The organism is Soonwooa sp. T0.1_25, assembly GCF_057652215.1.
The window spans coordinates 579,362-596,288 of record NZ_JBYFBZ010000001.1 but is presented as its reverse complement, the minus strand read 5'-3'; the positions used below and the strand labels follow the sequence as shown (position 1 = coordinate 596,288).

Annotated in this window: 18 protein-coding genes; 7 read left to right on the top strand and 11 right to left on the bottom strand. The window is 34.3% G+C overall.

Annotation, left to right across the window (positions count from 1 at the left end; all coding sequences use genetic code 11):
- Nucleotides 1-145: 145 nt before the first annotated feature.
- Complete coding sequence (locus AC23MB_RS02895) at nt 146-1,222, bottom strand: putative type IX sorting system protein PorV2 (protein ID WP_487786477.1); 1,077 nt, start codon at nt 1,220-1,222, stop codon at nt 146-148.
- Nucleotides 1,222-2,127: a DMT family transporter gene (locus AC23MB_RS02890; RefSeq protein ID WP_487786476.1), complete on the bottom strand. Its 906-nt coding sequence runs from the start codon at nt 2,125-2,127 to the stop codon at nt 1,222-1,224. The genes AC23MB_RS02895 and AC23MB_RS02890 overlap by 1 nt, the downstream gene beginning before the upstream one ends.
- A 70-nt stretch (nt 2,128-2,197) precedes the next feature.
- Here AC23MB_RS02890 and AC23MB_RS02885 point away from each other — a divergent pair, with 70 nt between their 5' ends.
- Nucleotides 2,198-2,983: a TerC family protein gene (locus AC23MB_RS02885; protein ID WP_487786475.1), complete on the top strand. Its 786-nt coding sequence runs from the start codon at nt 2,198-2,200 to the stop codon at nt 2,981-2,983.
- 166 nt (nt 2,984-3,149) lie between these two features.
- On the opposite strand, the gene AC23MB_RS02880 is transcribed toward AC23MB_RS02885, so the two are convergent.
- From AC23MB_RS02880 to AC23MB_RS02870, 3 genes are all read right to left on the bottom strand, one after another.
- Entirely contained in the window at nt 3,150-3,821 is a 672-nt protein-coding gene (locus tag AC23MB_RS02880; RefSeq protein ID WP_487786474.1) for a response regulator, read from the bottom strand.
- Nucleotides 3,790-4,566 (bottom strand): sensor histidine kinase, encoded by a 777-nt coding sequence (locus tag AC23MB_RS02875; protein ID WP_487786473.1) that lies wholly within the window; start codon nt 4,564-4,566, stop codon nt 3,790-3,792. Before AC23MB_RS02875 ends, AC23MB_RS02880 begins: the two co-directional genes overlap by 32 nt.
- A gap of 72 nt (nt 4,567-4,638) precedes the next feature.
- Nucleotides 4,639-5,334, bottom strand: a complete 696-nt coding sequence (locus AC23MB_RS02870; protein ID WP_374328973.1) for a hypothetical protein — start codon at nt 5,332-5,334, stop codon at nt 4,639-4,641.
- A 129-nt stretch (nt 5,335-5,463) separates the two neighbouring features.
- On the opposite strand from AC23MB_RS02870, the gene AC23MB_RS02865 reads away from it, so the two are divergent.
- The 6 genes from AC23MB_RS02865 (at nt 5,464) to AC23MB_RS02840 (ending at nt 10,880) form a co-directional block, all read left to right on the top strand.
- Nucleotides 5,464-7,092 (top strand): acyl-CoA carboxylase subunit beta, encoded by a 1,629-nt coding sequence (locus AC23MB_RS02865; RefSeq protein ID WP_313215948.1) that lies wholly within the window; start codon nt 5,464-5,466, stop codon nt 7,090-7,092.
- A 138-nt stretch (nt 7,093-7,230) separates the two neighbouring features.
- Complete coding sequence (locus AC23MB_RS02860; RefSeq protein ID WP_409508557.1) at nt 7,231-7,497, top strand: DUF2089 family protein; 267 nt, start codon at nt 7,231-7,233, stop codon at nt 7,495-7,497.
- A 3-nt stretch (nt 7,498-7,500) separates the two neighbouring features.
- Nucleotides 7,501-8,085, top strand: coding sequence for a hypothetical protein (locus AC23MB_RS02855; protein WP_409508558.1), 585 nt, complete (start codon nt 7,501-7,503; stop codon nt 8,083-8,085).
- Between the two features lie 10 nt (nt 8,086-8,095).
- Nucleotides 8,096-9,451, top strand: a complete 1,356-nt coding sequence (locus AC23MB_RS02850) for an alpha/beta hydrolase family protein (protein ID WP_487786472.1) — start codon at nt 8,096-8,098, stop codon at nt 9,449-9,451.
- Nucleotides 9,452-9,488: 37 nt separating this feature from the next.
- Nucleotides 9,489-10,151 (top strand): HAD-IA family hydrolase, encoded by a 663-nt coding sequence (locus AC23MB_RS02845; RefSeq protein WP_419311344.1) that lies wholly within the window; start codon nt 9,489-9,491, stop codon nt 10,149-10,151.
- Nucleotides 10,152-10,325: 174 nt separating this feature from the next.
- Nucleotides 10,326-10,880 carry a hypothetical protein gene (locus AC23MB_RS02840; protein WP_487786471.1) on the top strand — a complete coding sequence of 185 codons (555 nt, stop codon included), beginning with the start codon at nt 10,326-10,328 and terminating at the stop codon, nt 10,878-10,880.
- 37 nt (nt 10,881-10,917) lie between these two features.
- Here the strand turns inward: AC23MB_RS02840 and AC23MB_RS02835 are convergent, their stop codons facing one another.
- The 6 genes from AC23MB_RS02835 to AC23MB_RS02810 form a co-directional block, all read right to left on the bottom strand.
- The gene (locus tag AC23MB_RS02835) at nt 10,918-12,309 is read right to left on the bottom strand and encodes a type III PLP-dependent enzyme domain-containing protein (RefSeq protein WP_487786470.1); all 1,392 of its coding nucleotides are present in this window, start codon (nt 12,307-12,309) and stop codon (nt 10,918-10,920) included.
- A 93-nt stretch (nt 12,310-12,402) separates the two neighbouring features.
- Nucleotides 12,403-13,014 carry a thiamine diphosphokinase gene (locus AC23MB_RS02830; RefSeq protein ID WP_487786469.1) on the bottom strand — a complete coding sequence of 204 codons (612 nt, stop codon included), beginning with the start codon at nt 13,012-13,014 and terminating at the stop codon, nt 12,403-12,405.
- Nucleotides 13,015-13,599, bottom strand: a complete 585-nt coding sequence (locus AC23MB_RS02825; protein WP_487786468.1) for a cob(I)yrinic acid a,c-diamide adenosyltransferase — start codon at nt 13,597-13,599, stop codon at nt 13,015-13,017.
- A gap of 116 nt (nt 13,600-13,715) precedes the next feature.
- Complete coding sequence (locus tag AC23MB_RS02820) at nt 13,716-14,300, bottom strand: hypothetical protein (protein ID WP_487786467.1); 585 nt, start codon at nt 14,298-14,300, stop codon at nt 13,716-13,718.
- Nucleotides 14,301-14,474: 174 nt separating this feature from the next.
- Entirely contained in the window at nt 14,475-16,205 is a 1,731-nt protein-coding gene (locus AC23MB_RS02815) for an ABC transporter ATP-binding protein (protein WP_487786501.1), read from the bottom strand.
- 276 nt (nt 16,206-16,481) lie between these two features.
- The gene (locus AC23MB_RS02810) at nt 16,482-16,901 is read right to left on the bottom strand and encodes a DUF6691 family protein (RefSeq protein ID WP_312322524.1); all 420 of its coding nucleotides are present in this window, start codon (nt 16,899-16,901) and stop codon (nt 16,482-16,484) included.
- Nucleotides 16,902-16,927: the final 26 nt, after the last annotated feature.

Sequence of the window (16,927 nt, the reverse complement as noted above, 5' to 3'; positions counted from 1 at the left end):
TTATAAATATTTAACATTTCTGCAAATTTATTTTTAATAATTCTAAATAAACGATCAATAAAAAAGTCTAACTAATTGATTTAGCCAGACTTAAGTTAATATGACATTTCTCAACTTTCTTAAAATCTAGAAAATAAGTGAAAATTTAGTTTCTAAAATCCTGCATATCCAGTTTTAGAGAAAAGAAATTTGAATAAAAATTAGACCCGCCAATTCCAGAATTTGTAATGGCGTAATCTAAAGTCAGACCTTTGTATTTTATACCGATACCAGCGCTCGGTTGGAAGGACATTTTTCGTTTTAAGCTTTCGATGTCTGTAATATTACTAAATTGGTTAACTCCCAATCTCACAAAAATCATATCTTGAAAAGTAAGTTCGGCACCAGCATAAGGCGTAATACTCGCAAAATCGGTCGAAATCAAAGAAGGTGTTTTAGCAAAATCAACATTAATTCCAGCTTCGGGAAGAAGTTTCAGATCACGATTAATCTCGAAAAGTCGGCTTGCTCCAACATTAAGCTTTGGCATCGTAATTTCCATTTTATCTTTTGGCGCAGGGTTAAACTCTTCCCCATTAACCACCGCTGATAACTCTTTCTGATTAACTGTCCAGAAGTTAACTGTTGTTGTTGCATCGCGCAACATGGCACCATAATTCCAGCCAGATTCGCTTTTATAGATTGCACCAAGGTCAAACCCGAATCCATAACCACTCGCAAATTTACCAACATTACGGTAGACAACTTTGGCATTAGCACCCAAACTTAATCTTTGATTGCCCGCAGGATAAAAGGCATAAGACAAGATTGCTGCATAATCTGCCGTCGAGAAAGAGGATATTTTATCATAATCGATGTTCCCTTCCGGATCGATCATTTGCGTCGTATTAAGAATATTATCTACGCCAAGACGCACTAACGAAATCCCAAAAACTCCACTTTCTACAGATTTTGCAAAAGCAACGTAATCGTATTTAGCAATAGACTCAAAATATTCTGCGTGCATTGCAGAAGCTTGCCAATCTCGGTCTATACCGTTAAGACCTGCAGGATTCCACATTGGCGCATAGACATCTTCTTGGTTAGATATAACCGCGCCGCCCATCCCGAGACCACGTGCACCAGCTCCAATATTTAAAAATTCATTAGAATATTTTCTAATAATCTGAGCTTCTACTAAACTAAGCGCCAAGAGGCATATAAAAAATAAATATCTTTTCATTAATCAACGATCTTATTGGCTTCCAGCAATTCTGCGGCTTTCTTCCTTTTAGATTTTATTAAACCATTAACTACAATGGACAAAATCATCACAGCTGAGGCGATATAAAAAATCGGACTCATATGTTCTGAAGATCCAAAGATAAAAAAAGCTAAAATAATCCCATAGACTGGTTCTAGATTAACAGTTAATATTAATGTAAATGGCGAAATATACTTCATTAGCTTGATACTTTCGAACATTGGATATGCTGTGAAAACACTTGCTAATAAAATTACTAACGCATAATCATGTAAACTTATTTCATGCGCAAAAGATAATTGTCCCGTTAACAAGAAAACCGCCGAAATAACAAGCCATCCTCCAAAGATTTCATAAAAGATAATATTGCCTGATGATGTTTTACCAAACATTTTACCATTAAGAACCGAGAAAATAGTACCGCAAAGCGCACAAAGTATCCCATAGAAAATCCCCAGTTTATATTTAAACTCTGCATTGAAAATCAACAAAATACAGACAACAATCACAATCCCGATAAGAATCTCAACCCAATCTATTTTTCTTTTAAAAATAATAGGTTCTATAACGGCCGCAAACAAGGTAGACAATGACAAGCACGACAATGCAATGGATACATTCGATACTTTAATAGACTCAAAAAAGAAAAACCAATGCGCCGCCATCACACTGCCAATGGCTACTAAACGGAGCAATGTTTTTTTATCAATTTTTAAACTTTCCTTTTTAAAAAACCTTAAATAGATAAATAAAAAAAATGCTGTGAAAAGCATTCTGAAAAAGACTAATGACGAGGCATCTATCTGAATTAACTTTCCTAAAATTGCGGTGAACCCCCACAAAAAAACAATTAAATGTAATCGAAATAAATGCGAACTAAACATTATTAAAACGGGTTTGTAAGATTTAATACAAACTTAGGCATAATTAAGTTATTTTTGCAAAAATAAAAGAATGGAATTTTTACAAATTTTCACCTCTGTAGATGCGCTCATTGCACTACTGACCCTAACATTTTTGGAGATTATCTTAGGGATTGACAATATCATTTTTATCTCCATTGTCACCGGAAAACTTCCTCCCGAAAAACGCAAACGTGCCACAAGAATTGGACTTTTTTTAGCGATGTTCATGAGAATCGCTTTATTATTCGGGATTACATGGCTTATCGCGATGAAGACAACACTTTTCGGATTCGATTGGGGATGGTTTCGTGCAGATTTTACTGGTCAAGCGCTGATATTATTAGCTGGAGGTATTTTCTTAATCTATAAAAGTACAAAAGAAATCCACGAAAAAGTTGACGCCAAAGGCGAGCAAGAAAGAGAATTAGCAACCGGATCTGGCGCAAAATCTTTCGGAAATATTATTTTTCAGATTTTGTTAATCGACTTGGTATTCTCGGTTGACAGTATTTTGACGGCAGTTGGGATGACAAATGGCTTACACGGCGCACTTCCGATTATGATAACGGCCGTTGTAATTTCGGTTGGTGTTATGATGTTGTTTGCTGTGCCAGTTGGTAATTTCGTTAATCAAAATCCATCGATCCAAATTCTTGGATTGGCTTTTCTAATTTTGATTGGTTTTATGCTGATTACAGAAAGTATGCACTTATCAGGTGCTGTACTTGGCGGACAAGAAGTTGGCGCAGTACCAAAAGGTTATCTGTATTTTGCAATTTTCTTCTCGCTGGTCGTAGAATTCTTAAATATGAGAATGCGTAAAAAGAAAGCTTAAATCTATAAAAATAAAATTCCCACCTCGATTGAAGTGGGGATTTTTGGTTAATTAGTTTTTAAAAATGTTTTCTGGGCTATTAGTTTCTGTGTCAAAATTAGACATTGATTTTAACAAAACTTTAAGTAAAAACCCCTCAATTTTAAAATGAGGGGTTTTTACTATTTTATTGAAGTGGCAATTCTTCGAGTTTTACAATATTCTTCTGTAACGCATAGACAACCAATCCAGTCACATTTTTAACACCGATTTTTGCAAACAATCTCGACTTGTGACCTTCTACAGTTTTTTGAGAAATAAACAATGTTTCGCCTATTTCTTTTGCTGTACGTTGTTGGCAAAGCTGCCTGATGATTTCTATCTCACGATCCGAAATACTTTCATCTGACTCTAAAATCGGCTTTGGAGAACGACTGGATATTTGATCGCGCAAAGCTTCAACTTGATCAGGTTTAAAATAAAAACCAGTCACAGCAACTTGTTTTATAACATTAACCAAATCAAAAGGTGACATCCCTTTCGGTATAAATGCTGAAACGCCTTCCTTTACCATAAAACCAACCGAATTATCTTGATAATGACTGGAAATAACGATAATCTTCAAATCAAAATTTTTGACTTTAATATGACGAAGCACCTCGAGACCGTCGATTGTTTTCATTTTTAAATCTAAAAGAAGAACATCAATCTCGGCGCCCGCTTCAAGATGTTGAAGCAATTGGTAACCGTCTGTAGTTTCGAAAACAACGTCCAGTTGCAGATCTTGCTCGAGAAAACTTTTCAAAAGACTTACGATAAGATAATCGTCATCTACTATTGCTATGCGAAATTTTTTCATAAGAAATATCAAAGATAAAGCGTGTACCTTTATCTTGTTTGGTTCTAAATTTATATTTTGCGTTAAGCTGATTCGCTCTCAAATCGATATTTTGAAGACCAATACCCTTTCCTTCAGTTTTAGAAAAACCGACGCCATCATTTTGTAAAACAAACGAAATTCGATCTTTTTTAATCCTAATGATCATTTTAATCTCACTAGCTTTTGCGTGTTTGTGGATATTATTAAGAAGCTCTTGCAAAATCCTGACAATTTGCAATTTCGTATTTTTATCAACTACTAAATCATCATCTGCTACAATGTAGAATTTAACAATATAAATACTTTCCCAACTTTCTAAAACACTTCGAATAACATCTGCCAAAGTTTTGTTTTCATACAAAGGTGGCGCAAGGTCATGAGAAATCCTACGCGACTCGTCAATTGTATTTCCCAAGAGATAATCCAGCTCTTTAGAAACTGTTCCCATGGCGGACTTCAGTCTAATGATCGTTAGTTTACTAATAATATTATCGTGCAAGTCTGCAGCAATACGCTCTCTCTCCCTTTCTTGCGCTTCGAGACTGACATTGAGAAGTTTTTTCTCATGTTCCAAAGTTTTATGATGTTCGGCTTCCTTACTTTTTAAAAGACGATGATAAGAAATATAAATAACGCTAACGGTTGTCACCACCAACAAGACAATCACTATAAGAATAAATATAATAATTAACAGAAAATTGCTTGGATCTTGCCAGTAGTTCATAACAAAAATTAAAATCGAAATTTACACAGTTAATTGCAAATTTGATTAGGTAAAAACCCTCTATTTTAAAAATTAGTAATTAGTCTTAAACTTGTTAAAATTCCAGATAAAATAAAACATAAAACAGGCAAATAGGAATTCAAAAATAATAAATGACAGCATAAAATAAACAACACCATTATTTTGTAACGCATTATTTAACAAGAAATTAACAACGATATCATCCAATAACGTAAACGAAAAATAGGTTAATAAGCCGACGCAAAGCAATAAATATTTAAAATTAAAGGCTTCTTCATTTTTAAGTTGCAAAATAACATAACCAATACAAAAACTAATAAACATTAATTTCATAAAAATTACGGCGTAAGCATTATAGTTGTTTATAGTAATGTTTTCGTGACCTAAAATAGTCATGGCAAAAAAAGAAAGACTCAACGTCCCAAGTACGATAACTAAAGTTTTTAAAACGCTCGAAGTACTAAATAAATCGTAAAAAATTTTGCAAAAAATAATAACAAAAGTACAGTTGACAAAATCAATATAATTATCCGAAATCGAAACTGAATTCCCTTCAGGTGGAAAAAACACTGATTCAATAACACTCTTCAACGTATGCACGCCACTTATTAAGCTGAAAATCCCAAGCAGTCTAAGGTTAAGTTTATCAGAAGAGTTGCTTTTTCGCAATGAGTAGAAAAAGGCCAAAATCAATAAAATCCCGATTACAAAACTTGTAACATTATATGCGCCGATAGAAAATTGCAAAAAGTCCATTTAAGACATGATTATTAGTTTTCAAAAATAGTTTTTTTCTTAAAAATGAGATTATCAAAGATCAAATTTTGTCCGTATCTATAAAAACAAGTATTTTTAGACTCTAAGAAAAATTATAAAATGGATTTAGAATTCAACAAGCGTGAAGATCAAAACAAACTGAAACTTTCAGAAATAAATAGACTTTATAACCAAATAAAAAAAGGCGGAGGCGACAAAGCTTTACAAAAGCAACACGACCAAGGCAAATTAACTGCGCGCGAACGTATCGACTATCTTCTTGACAAAAACTCCGACAGCATAGAAGTTGGCGCTTTTGCAGGATTCGACATGTACGAAGAGCACGGCGGATGTCCATCTGGTGGCGTAGTTGTGGTCATTGGATATGTTTCTGGCAAGCAATGTATTGTTGTTGCGAATGATGCAACGGTAAAAGCTGGTGCTTGGTTCCCAATTACTGGTAAGAAAAATCTACGTGCACAAGAAATCGCAATGGAGAATAGACTTCCGATCATCTATCTAGTAGATTCTGCAGGTGTATATCTTCCAATGCAAGACGAAATTTTCCCTGATAAAGAAATGTTCGGACGCATTTTCCGAAACAATGCAAAAATGAGTTCTGCAGGCATTGTTCAGATATCTGCCATTATGGGAAGTTGTGTTGCGGGAGGCGCTTACCTACCAATTATGAGTGACGAAGCGATGATCGTTGATGGCACGGGCAGTATCTTTCTTGCAGGAAGTTATCTTGTAAAAGCAGCCATCGGAGAATCTATTGACAATGAAACATTGGGTGGTGCAACGACGCATTGCTCTATTTCGGGTGTTACAGATTACAAAGCCAAAGATGATAAAGACGCATTAGATCGTATCAAAATGATTATGAAATCTATTGGCGGTTACAACAAAGCAGGATTTGACCGTATCGAAAGCGCACCACCAAAAGAAAATCCAGAAAATATCTTCGGAATAATGCCTGTGGACCGTTCAGAACAATATGACACTTTTGATATTATTAAATGTCTGGTTGACAATTCTGAATACGAAGAATACAAAGCAGACTACGGAAAAAGCATCGTATGCTGTACAGCACGTATCGATGGCTGGAGTGTCGGTATCGTTGCTAACCAAAGAAAATTAGTGAAAAGCGGAAAAGGCGAAATGCAATTTGGTGGTGTTATTTACTCAGATTCTGCCGACAAAGCAACGCGATTTATCGCAAATTGTAACCAAAGAAAAATTCCCTTGGTTTTCTTGCAAGACGTAACGGGCTTTATGGTCGGTTCTAAATCTGAGCATGGTGGCATCATCAAAGACGGAGCAAAAATGGTAAATGCGGTTTCAAATTCTGTTGTTCCGAAATTTACTATTATTACCGGTAATTCTTATGGTGCTGGTAATTACGCAATGTGCGGAAAGGCTTACGATCCAAGATTAATCGTTGCTTGGCCTTGGGCGGAGCTTGCTGTAATGGGCGGCCAACAAGCAGGGACTGTTTTATTACAAATTCAAGAATCTGCGCTTAAGAAGCAAGGCAAACAAATTACCGAAGAAGAACGCAAAGAGATTTTGGATAAAATCGTTGCCAACTATAAAAAACAAATCGATCCTAAATATGCAGCGGCAAGACTTTGGACAGATGCCATTATTAATCCTGTTGACACTAGAAAATGGATAAGCATGGGTATCGAAGCGGCTGATCATGCTCCAATTACCGAGAAATTTAATCTTGGGGTTATTCAAGTTTGATAAATTAAAAAACCTTAAAAGCCTTTCCTTGTGAGAGGCTTTTTTTATGGCTTGATTTAAATAAAATCCATTCTAATTAAAAATATTTTTAACTTTATTAAAATATTTTTTAACTTTATCAAATATAATTTTAAAATAATGAAACTCCCCATCTTTTGTCCAAGCTGCGAATCAACACTGCGCGTCAGCCAAATGACTTGCGAAACCTGCAGTACTGTCGTCAACGGCGATTATGATTTGCCCTTATATCTTAAACTAAACCGCGACGAGCAAGACCTTATCCTAGAATTTTTCCTAAACAGCGGCAGCATCAAAGAGATGGCAAAACAGGCAGAACTCTCCTACCCGACTATGCGCAACAAAATGGACGACCTCATCGAAAAAATCAAAAACCTAAAATCATAACCTATGTACTGGACATATATTTTTAATCCGCTTGCCAAAATATCATCAAAAGCCTTTATGCTAATTGGCCTTATATCTGCCGTTATCGGTTCGTTTATCTCACAGTTTTATTTTACAGTTTATGATGGTTTGATCGATGCACACACCTATTATTTGCTGACTTATGCGGAGGCCATTACTGCCAATATGATTAACATTATTTTGCCTTGTATCTTATTATTTATTTTAGGTCGCTTCATTAATCCAAGAACCAGAATGATTGATGTTCTTAATACATCTTTTCTGTACAGAATTCCGATCTATGTTTTCCCGTTCTTTACAAATCTACCTGCAATAAAGAGTATTGAGGCAAAAATAAATGATCCATCAATCGGTATCAGAAATATTCAATTTTCTCCTGACGAAACTGGGACAATTATTTGGATTTCCATTCTTAGTATTGCTTTAATAACCTATGCAATTACTTTAATGTTTTTCGGTTTTAAAACTTCAACTAACGCTAAGAAAACTTGGCATTATATAGCATTTGCAGGTGTTTTTATTATAGGTGAGATTTTAAGTAAGATCATTATCCTTTCAATATTATAAAATCCAAATTATGAAAAAATTAGTTTTAACATTCAGTTTTTTGTTGTTAAATGTTATGATTTTAGCGCAAACTATCATCGGAAAATGGCAAGGCGAATTAGTGTTTTCGGGGCAAAAACTTCCATTAATTATTAATCTTGGTGGCACTCCAGAAAACCTTAAGGCAACAATGGATAGTCCAAAGCAAGGCGCAAAAGACATTCCTATCGAAAAAGCTAACTTTCTAGGAAATCAGCTAAATCTAGTTTCAGAAAAACTAAACATCACCTATCTCGGTATTTTTAAAGACAATAAAATCACGGGAAAATTTATGCAAAGCGGCTTAAGCTTTGATTTGGTTCTGACTCCGTACACAGAACAAGAAAACGCTGTCCTCGATAGACCTCAAACACCAAAACCTCCTTTCGATTATCTCACCGAAAATATTAGTTTTAAAAATCCAAAAGACGGAAATACGCTCGCAGGATCTATTAGTCTACCAAAGGATCAAAAAGACTTTCCCATTGCAATTTTAATAACTGGTTCTGGCGCTCAAAATCGAGATGGGGAAATTGCTGGTCACAAACCTTTTGCTGTCATCGCTGATGATTTTGCTAAAAAAGGAATTGCAACATTAAGACTTGATGATCGTGGCATCGGCGAATCTTCGGTGGGTTCTCGAAGTGACACATCCGCCAACTTTGCAGGAGACATCGATGCCGCAGTGGATTTTTTATTAAAACGCGGTTATAAAAATATAGGTTTAGTTGGTCATAGCGAAGGTGCTATGATTGCGCCAATGGTCGCCGTCAAAAATCCAAATGTAAAATTTATTGTTTCTCTTGCAGGTCCTGGTGTTGCAATTAATCAGTTAATGTATCAACAAAACGAAGATGTTTTAAAACAAGCGGGACTACCCGAAGATATTGTTAAAAAAGATTTAGACCAAAAAAAAGCAATGTTTGATTACATTGCAAATTATAAAGGCAAAAATATTACTGTTGACTTTTCTAGTTTTTTATCGCAAACATTTCCAAATTTAGGTCCACAAGAAAAATCGGCATATTCTCAACTAACACAACCGTGGATGGTTTATTTCCTTCAATACAAACCAACAGAAAATTGGTCTAAAATCAAAATACCTGTATTAGCGCTTAACGGAAGTTTAGATTTACAAGTTTCTGCTAAACCAAATCTGGAAGTCATCAAAAGGGCTTTGACTGAGGCTGGTAACAAAAATTTTAAAACTGAAGAAATTGCAGGCCTCAATCATCTTTTCCAAACTTCGAAAACGGGAAGTGTTGACGAATACGGAGAGATTACAGAAACTATTTCACCAAAAATTTTAGATATAGTTTCGAACTGGATTTTAGGCTTAAAAAATTAATTTTCAGTATTTTTGCACTTAGTAAAAATGAAAAAAAATGAGTCTTAAAGCCGTATTATTTGATATGGATGGTGTTATCGTAGACACCGAACCTCTGCACAGAAAAGCTTATTTCGGGATGTTCAAACACTATGGCATGGATGTCAGCGAAGCCTTGTTCAAAACATTTACCGGTCGCACAACCGATAGCGTTTGTCTAGAATTAATCGATAAATACAATCTCGATGCTCAAAAGGAAGAATTAGTAAAAAAGAAACGAGAAATCTTTAAAGAACTTTTCGACAACGATCCAGAGTTCGATTTACTTCCTGGTGTAAGGAGTTTAATTCAACATTATTTTGACAACGATATCAAATTGGTTTTGGCATCATCGGCTTCCAATACTACTATTGAAATGGTTTTTAATAAATTTAAATTAGACCCATTTTTCGTTGGAAAAATTAGTGGGGCCGATCTCAAAGAGTCAAAACCTCATCCAGAAATATTTCTTCGTGCTGCCGAAATTGCCAATGAACCTATTGAAAATTGTATGGTGATTGAAGATTCAACTAACGGAATTTTAGCATCTCATCGCGCTGGTATTTTTTGCGCCGCTTACAAAAGCGAACATACTTTGGGCCAAGATTATACATTAGCCAATATTTTAGTTGACAATTATGAAGAATTAGAACTGTCTAAAATTGCACAGCATTTCAACTAAAACGAAACCAAGATTTGGATTTATAAAACGTATATCGAGAGAATTTAATTTAAACAATATCAAATATTCATATTACAATCCTAAACATATCTATCAAACATTTAATTTTAACACTACAATCCATTGATAATCAGTTATATTTTTATACCTTGGGTATTACAAAATTTCAAAGTTATGTATGTAGATAGAAAAATTTTAGAGGAAAAAAATGATAAAGAATTAGAACTTTACATTTCTCCTAATGATCGATATGTTTCAAAATCGATTGAATATGCTTTTAATATCTTAAAAAATAGAGGACGCCAATTTAGTATTCAAGAGGAAGAACAAATTCGACTTCTTATTAATGACAAGAAAAAAACGGAGGAAATCCATATCCACAAAAATCACATAAAAGCTGGGAATCTGGTGTATCTTTCCGGTGCAATCGGGATAGGAATTTTTATATGGAAGTTCGACCAATTACCACATCCCGCTTATAATATAATTCCATTTTTAACTTTAGTTGTTATTTTTATTATGGGATACCTTATGCAAAAAGGTGTCGACTGGATGAGATTTATATTATTGGGATTTGTCGTTGTCGGGACTTTAGCAATGCCTATTGTTGTGATGAATATTCTTAATGATCCAATCTTAACGATAGCTAACGCGGTACAAGGTGTATTACAAATTTGGGCTTTAGTCTTAATGTACAAAATTCCAGAAAATTGCAGAAATAAAGATTAAAAAAAAGGCAGGAAAATTATTCCTGCCTTTAATATTTTTAGTAACCTAAAAGTTTAAGTACATCTTGCGGCTGTTGCGCTTCCTGAAAGACTTCATAGGTAAAATTACCTTCATCATCTTGATTAATTAAAATATGTTTTGGCTGCGGAATCAAACAATGATGCACGCCTCCATAACCACTAATCGTATCTTGATAAGCACCAGTATGGAAGAAACCAATGTATAAAGGCTTTGTATCGTTATATACTGGCAAATAAATCGCGTTGGTATGTTGCTCGGAGTTGTAATAATCATCAGAATCACAAGTTAATCCACCAAGGAAAACTCTCTCGTAAGTGTCATCCCAACGGTTAAGTGGAAGCATGATAAAGTGACGAGAAATCGCCCAAGTATCTGGCAAAGTCGTCATAAAAGATGAGTCAATCATATTCCATTTTTCTCTATCGTTTTGACGCTTTTGTGACACGATTCTATAAAGCGTAGCGCCACTTTCACCAACCGTAAAACTGCCAAATTCGGTATAGATATTTGGTGCTTCAACACCTTCTTCGTCGCAGAATTTTTTAATTTGTGAAACAATTTCATCAATCATATATTGATAATCGTAATCAAAATTAAGAGAGGTTTTAATTGGGAAACCGCCACCAATATTAAGAGAATCTACTTCTGGCGCAATCTTCTTAAGACGTGCATAGACGCGAAGACACTTGTACAATTCGTTCCAATAATACGCTGTATCTTTAATACCAGTATTAATGAAGAAATGCAACATTTTTAGTCTAGCATTCGGATGTTCAGCGATTTTTTGACTGTAGTAAGGAATGATATCGCGATATCCTATTCCTAATCGAGAGGTATAAAATTCGAATTTAGGTTCTTCCTCAGAAGCAATACGAATCCCGATATTAAAGGTTGTATCAATCGACTCCGTCAACTTATCCAACTCACGATAATTATCCAAAATCGGTGTGATGTTTTCAAAACCAGAATTAATCATATCTGAAATTTTCGTCAAATAATCATCGGTTTTAAAACCATTACAAATTACTTCGATACTTTTATCAAACTTTCCTTTATCATGAAGACTTTTAACAATATCCATGTCAAACGCCGAAGAAGTCTCGATAGAAATATCATTTTTAATCGCTTCTTCTAACACAAATGCAAAATGGCTCGACTTTGTACAATAACAATAGCGATAGTTTTTTTGATAATCGTGTTTTTCAAAAGCTTCTTTGAACCAACCTTTTGCACGTTGGATATTTTGAGAAATTTTCGGAAGATAATTGAGTTTTAAAGGGGTTCCGTACTTTTCGACAACCTCCATCAAAGGAATATCGTGAAAGGTCAACTTATTCTCCTCAACATTAAATTCTTGTGTAGGAAAATAAAGGGTCTGATCAATTAACTCCGAATATTTTATTTTCATTTCTTAAATCCTAATTTTACAAATTATACAATTACAAAATTAAATAAAAAAAGATGCGAAATGCACCTTTTACAATTTTTTATGATAAACTTATTATCCTACAAAAATCAGGAGATTTCCTTTTTCATACTTTACTGTAACCACATCATTTTCAGCGACATTACGCGTTCCTATACGTTCTCCTATTTTTAAATTTTCTTTGTAAAGTGGCCACTTCAATCCTTTTGTTGTAATACTTTCGGCTTTTGGAAATGGAAAAAGCGAAATCATTTTATCCTTAACACCCGAAATTTCAAAATTTTTCGGGATAAAATAATAGCTCGAAAACTCATCAAAAAATTGAATCTTCATTTTGGATTTCATAAAATCAGCAACGCTTAAATTTCCTAAAAAATGATCCATTTCGCCTCCGCTTCCACCGTAAACATCAACGTTTTCAATTCCTTTCTCTAAAATAATTTCCAAAGCTTTTTGAAAATCGGTTTTGTTTTGATCAGGCGTTTCTATAAATTTTTCGTCACCTAAATCTAATAGTATATGTGAGTCAAAATCACCAGAAATAAAATCTAATTTTGAAACAATTTCAGAATCAAATTTCAACAGATAATTTAACGCGCCGTCTGTGCACGCGACCAAATTATATTTCGAGAAATCAACTAAACTTTTCGGTGGTTCACCAGTTATATAAAGTAATGCTTTCTTCATCTATTTTGAAATTCTGTCATTCGGATTCCAATATTCCTCTGGCTCATTTTCAATTTTTGAAATATATCTCGACAACACAAAAAGATAATCTGACAGGCGATTCAAATACTTTATCAACTCTGGACGCACTTCTTCGGATTCATTCAAAAAAACCATACTTCTTTCGGCTCTTCTACAAACGGTTCTTGCTACATGAAAATGCGTCGCCGCTTTTCCACCACCTGGCAAAATAAAATACTGAAGAGGCTCTAATTCTTCCTCAAAAGCATCAATCCAGTGTTCTAATTCTTCAATTTCTTTTTCAGAAATTACCAAGGCTAATCGTGCTTTTCCGTTGGCTAAAAACAATTTATCAATTGGCGTTGCTGCTTCGGAACCAACTGTAAACAAGTCAAACTGAATTTTCTTCAATTGTTCTAAAACTCTAGAATCAGTAACATAGGATTTTGCAACACCCATAAAAGCGTTGAGTTCATCGATGTTTCCGTAAGATTCCACACGCGAACTTGCTTTAGAAATTCTTGTTCCACCGTACAATCCAGTTTCGCCTTTGTCACCCGTTTTCGTATATACTTTGAATGTCATATTGATAGAATTAAAGCCTAAAATTACGGTTTTTTATCGCATTTTTAAGCTTCACATAATTTAATTTGACGAAAATTAAAATCTAAATTCTCTTAAGATAAAAGCAATTTAGAAACTTAAGAAACTTCAACAAATTGATAAATAAGCTTTGTTTTTGGATTAACAATAATAGTGGATTTTTTAGGAAAACGTTTGATTCTGTAGAATTCTATTGATTTATCGCTTTTAATTTCTTCTAAAAAATTAGTATCTAAAACACCATCTGGAATAAATTTCTCGAAGAAACTTAGTTGGTCAATAAACTTTTGACCATCGATTTTTTGAGCTTCTTTATCAGACTTTCCTTCGTCGGCTGTTGGTTGAGCCGCCATTAATTGCAATAATTCAGTTCTGTCGGCTTTGTATTTTAAGAAATAAGCTGGACTTCCATTCGGAAATTTCATTTTTTTGCCTTTAAAATCGGAAACAATATCCGTTTTTGCATTTGGAAAAACCTCTTGAAAACTTACGTTTTGCGAATTAGTAACCGAATTTATCGTTTCATTCACGGCTTTATCCATGGTTTCTTTTACTTGCTCTTGGGCTTTTTGCTTTACAGTTTCTGTGGCTTGGTCGATGCTTTCGTTGATTTTTTCTTCAACTTTATTACAAGAACTCAATGTTAAAGCTAAAATTAAAGTAATAGCGATATATTTTTTCATTCTTTTATAAAATTTTGAAATCTACATTCAACAATTAACTTGCCAGGATTTTCTATAAAAAAACGAACTACCATTTAATCATTTGGGAATTCTTATTACAGAAAAAGGGTACATTTAGAGTAACACACCTATAATTCAAAATTCAGGTTCTACCTTTTTCAAATTTCAAATTAACTATTCCTCATCTTTATACGTTTTCACCAATAAATCGAGGTTCAAACTTCGCGCTGAAGCATCAAAAATTTCTTTGTAAGTTCCGTCTAAATGGTACAACTCATCGTGGTTTCCGTGTTCTACAACTCGACCTTTTTTCATGACATAAATCGTATCCGAATCGATAATTTGTGACAACGAATGAGAAATAATAACCACCGTTCTTCCTTTTTTAATGGCATCCAACGAGTTTTTAATTTGTTCCGTTGCAATTGCATCCAAACTTGCCGTTGGTTCGTCCAAGAAAATAATTGGTGGGTTTTTCAAAAATAATCTTGCAATTGCAATTCGTTGTTGTTGACCACCAGAAAGTTGCGTTGCATCATGCTGATAAGCCAATGGCAAATCCAAAACTTGTTCGTGCAAATAGGCTTTTTTCGCTGCTGCTTCCACTTCTTCAAAACTGGCGTTCATGTCGCCGTATCGAATATTATCTTCAATACTTCCTTTAAAAATGTGATTTTTTTGAAGCACCAAACCAATATCATCCCTCAAAAACGTATTGTCGTAATCGTTTAAATCCACATTATCCAACAAAATTTTACCAGAATCTGGAAGATAAAATTTACACAACAAATTAATCACCGTAGATTTTCCAGCGCCTGAAAGTCCGACCAACGCTGTGGTTTTACCATGTTCAATTAACATATTGACATCAAAGAGCGCTTGTGTTCCGTTTGGATAAGAGAAATTTACGTTTTGAAGTTCAAAAGTCCCTTTTATTTCTTTTTCAATAAATTTTCCGCTTGGTTCTTCCTCATCATCAGCATTCAAAATATCAAAATAACCTTCGGCATAAATCATCGCATCATTCATATCATCATAAATCCTGTGAAGCTGACGGATAGGCGAAGAAACGTTGTTGAACAACATTATATGCAACATAATTGCACCAATCGTCATCTGCTGATCGAGCACCAAATAAACAGTTAAAAGAATAATTAAAACAACACCAATTTGCTCAATAAAAGTTTTTAATCCATCATAGAAAAAATTCGTTTTACGCGTGTACAACTGGCTTTCCATGAGTTGCATTTGGAGGTCGTATTGTTTTTTTCCTTCAAATTTTTCTCGAACAAAACTTTTAATCACCAAAATTGAATTGATGAGATTAAGCAAACCTGAAGTCTTTTCTTCACGTTGATTTCTTAATGTTCGTCGGACTCCAGAAAGTTTTTTAGCTTGCAAATTACTTACCCAAAAATAAATAGGAACAATAATCGTGGAAACCAAACCGACATAAACATTCTGCATGTACATTACGATTAACGCAATAATAGAAGTTGTGAAAAGTGGTAAAATATCGATAAAAAAGTTTTGCACAAGCTTTGTTAAACTTTCAATTCCTCTATCGATGCGGGTTTGCAGTTTTCCAGATTCGTGGTTTTCATCATTAAAATAAGAAACTTTGTAAGTCAGAATTTTATCAATTGCTCGTTGCGCTAACTCTGAACTGACATTAATTCTAATTTTTTCGCCATAAAATTTTTGTCCGAAATTGATAAAAATGTTCAAAATTTCCTTCACCAAAAGAATAATCGAAATAACGACCAAAATATGAATTCCTTCCTGCATAGGATTTGGTAAGTCAATCAATTTTTGAACCTCATCAACGGTATATTTCAGGACAATTGGGTTGACTTGCGCCGCCAAAGCGCCCAACAAAGTAAGAAGCAGCGTCCAAAAAATCATCAAACGATAAGGCTTAATGAAAGGTTGAAGCTGCTTAAATATTCCATAGATAGTAATGGTTCGGTTGAAAGGATTTTTCATATTTCAATTTGCGAACCATAAATGTAGGAAAAATATGAGTCAGACGATACGAGTTTCGGTTTTTAAGGTTTAAGGTTAAGCATGTCATAAACTTCTAAGATTGATAAAACCCGCAAATTCTACCTCGTAACTCAAAACTCGCATCACGAGCCTCGTAACTCGCAACTCATAATTCATAATTCATAACTCGTATCTCTAATGCGGCAACTTTTCACGGAATTTACCATAAACCCAAGTTCCGAAAATTGCTGAAAGTAGCGTCACCGTTACGACCAAAGCGCCAGTTCCGATTTGCGCAAACAATGGTCCTGGACAAGCGCCTGTAATCGCCCATCCAAATCCAAAGATTAAACCGCCATAAATTTGACCTTTGTTGAATTTTTTGTCAGCGATTTTTATGGGTTCGCCATCCAAAGATTTGATTTTGAATTTTTTGATTAACCAAACCGATAACATTCCCGTTACAACGGCACTTCCGATAACACCGTACATGTGAAAAGATTGCAAACGGAACATTTCCTGAATTCTAAACCAACTGATGAGTTCGGCTTTTGTGATGACGATTCCGAAGAATATTCCGGCTATTAAAAATTTTATATAATCTAATGTTTTCATTTTTTAAATTTTAATTTGAATTGCAA

Coding starts and splice junctions, on each gene's coding strand:
- AC23MB_RS02895 (WP_487786477.1), bottom strand. CDS start 1,222: ATGAAAAGATATTTATTTTTTATATGCCTCTTGGCGCTTAGTTTAGTA.
- AC23MB_RS02890 (WP_487786476.1), bottom strand. CDS start 2,127: ATGTTTAGTTCGCATTTATTTCGATTACATTTAATTGTTTTTTTGTGG.
- AC23MB_RS02885 (WP_487786475.1), top strand. CDS start 2,198: ATGGAATTTTTACAAATTTTCACCTCTGTAGATGCGCTCATTGCACTA.
- AC23MB_RS02880 (WP_487786474.1), bottom strand. CDS start 3,821: ATGAAAAAATTTCGCATAGCAATAGTAGATGACGATTATCTTATCGTA.
- AC23MB_RS02875 (WP_487786473.1), bottom strand. CDS start 4,566: ATGAACTACTGGCAAGATCCAAGCAATTTTCTGTTAATTATTATATTT.
- AC23MB_RS02865 (WP_313215948.1), top strand. CDS start 5,464: ATGGATTTAGAATTCAACAAGCGTGAAGATCAAAACAAACTGAAACTT.
- AC23MB_RS02860 (WP_409508557.1), top strand. CDS start 7,231: ATGAAACTCCCCATCTTTTGTCCAAGCTGCGAATCAACACTGCGCGTC.
- AC23MB_RS02855 (WP_409508558.1), top strand. CDS start 7,501: ATGTACTGGACATATATTTTTAATCCGCTTGCCAAAATATCATCAAAA.
- AC23MB_RS02850 (WP_487786472.1), top strand. CDS start 8,096: ATGAAAAAATTAGTTTTAACATTCAGTTTTTTGTTGTTAAATGTTATG.
- AC23MB_RS02845 (WP_419311344.1), top strand. CDS start 9,489: ATGAGTCTTAAAGCCGTATTATTTGATATGGATGGTGTTATCGTAGAC.
- AC23MB_RS02840 (WP_487786471.1), top strand. CDS start 10,326: ATGTATGTAGATAGAAAAATTTTAGAGGAAAAAAATGATAAAGAATTA.
- AC23MB_RS02835 (WP_487786470.1), bottom strand. CDS start 12,309: ATGAAAATAAAATATTCGGAGTTAATTGATCAGACCCTTTATTTTCCT.
- AC23MB_RS02830 (WP_487786469.1), bottom strand. CDS start 13,014: ATGAAGAAAGCATTACTTTATATAACTGGTGAACCACCGAAAAGTTTA.
- AC23MB_RS02825 (WP_487786468.1), bottom strand. CDS start 13,599: ATGACATTCAAAGTATATACGAAAACGGGTGACAAAGGCGAAACTGGA.
- AC23MB_RS02820 (WP_487786467.1), bottom strand. CDS start 14,300: ATGAAAAAATATATCGCTATTACTTTAATTTTAGCTTTAACATTGAGT.
- AC23MB_RS02815 (WP_487786501.1), bottom strand. CDS start 16,205: ATGATTTTTTGGACGCTGCTTCTTACTTTGTTGGGCGCTTTGGCGGCG.
- AC23MB_RS02810 (WP_312322524.1), bottom strand. CDS start 16,901: ATGAAAACATTAGATTATATAAAATTTTTAATAGCCGGAATATTCTTC.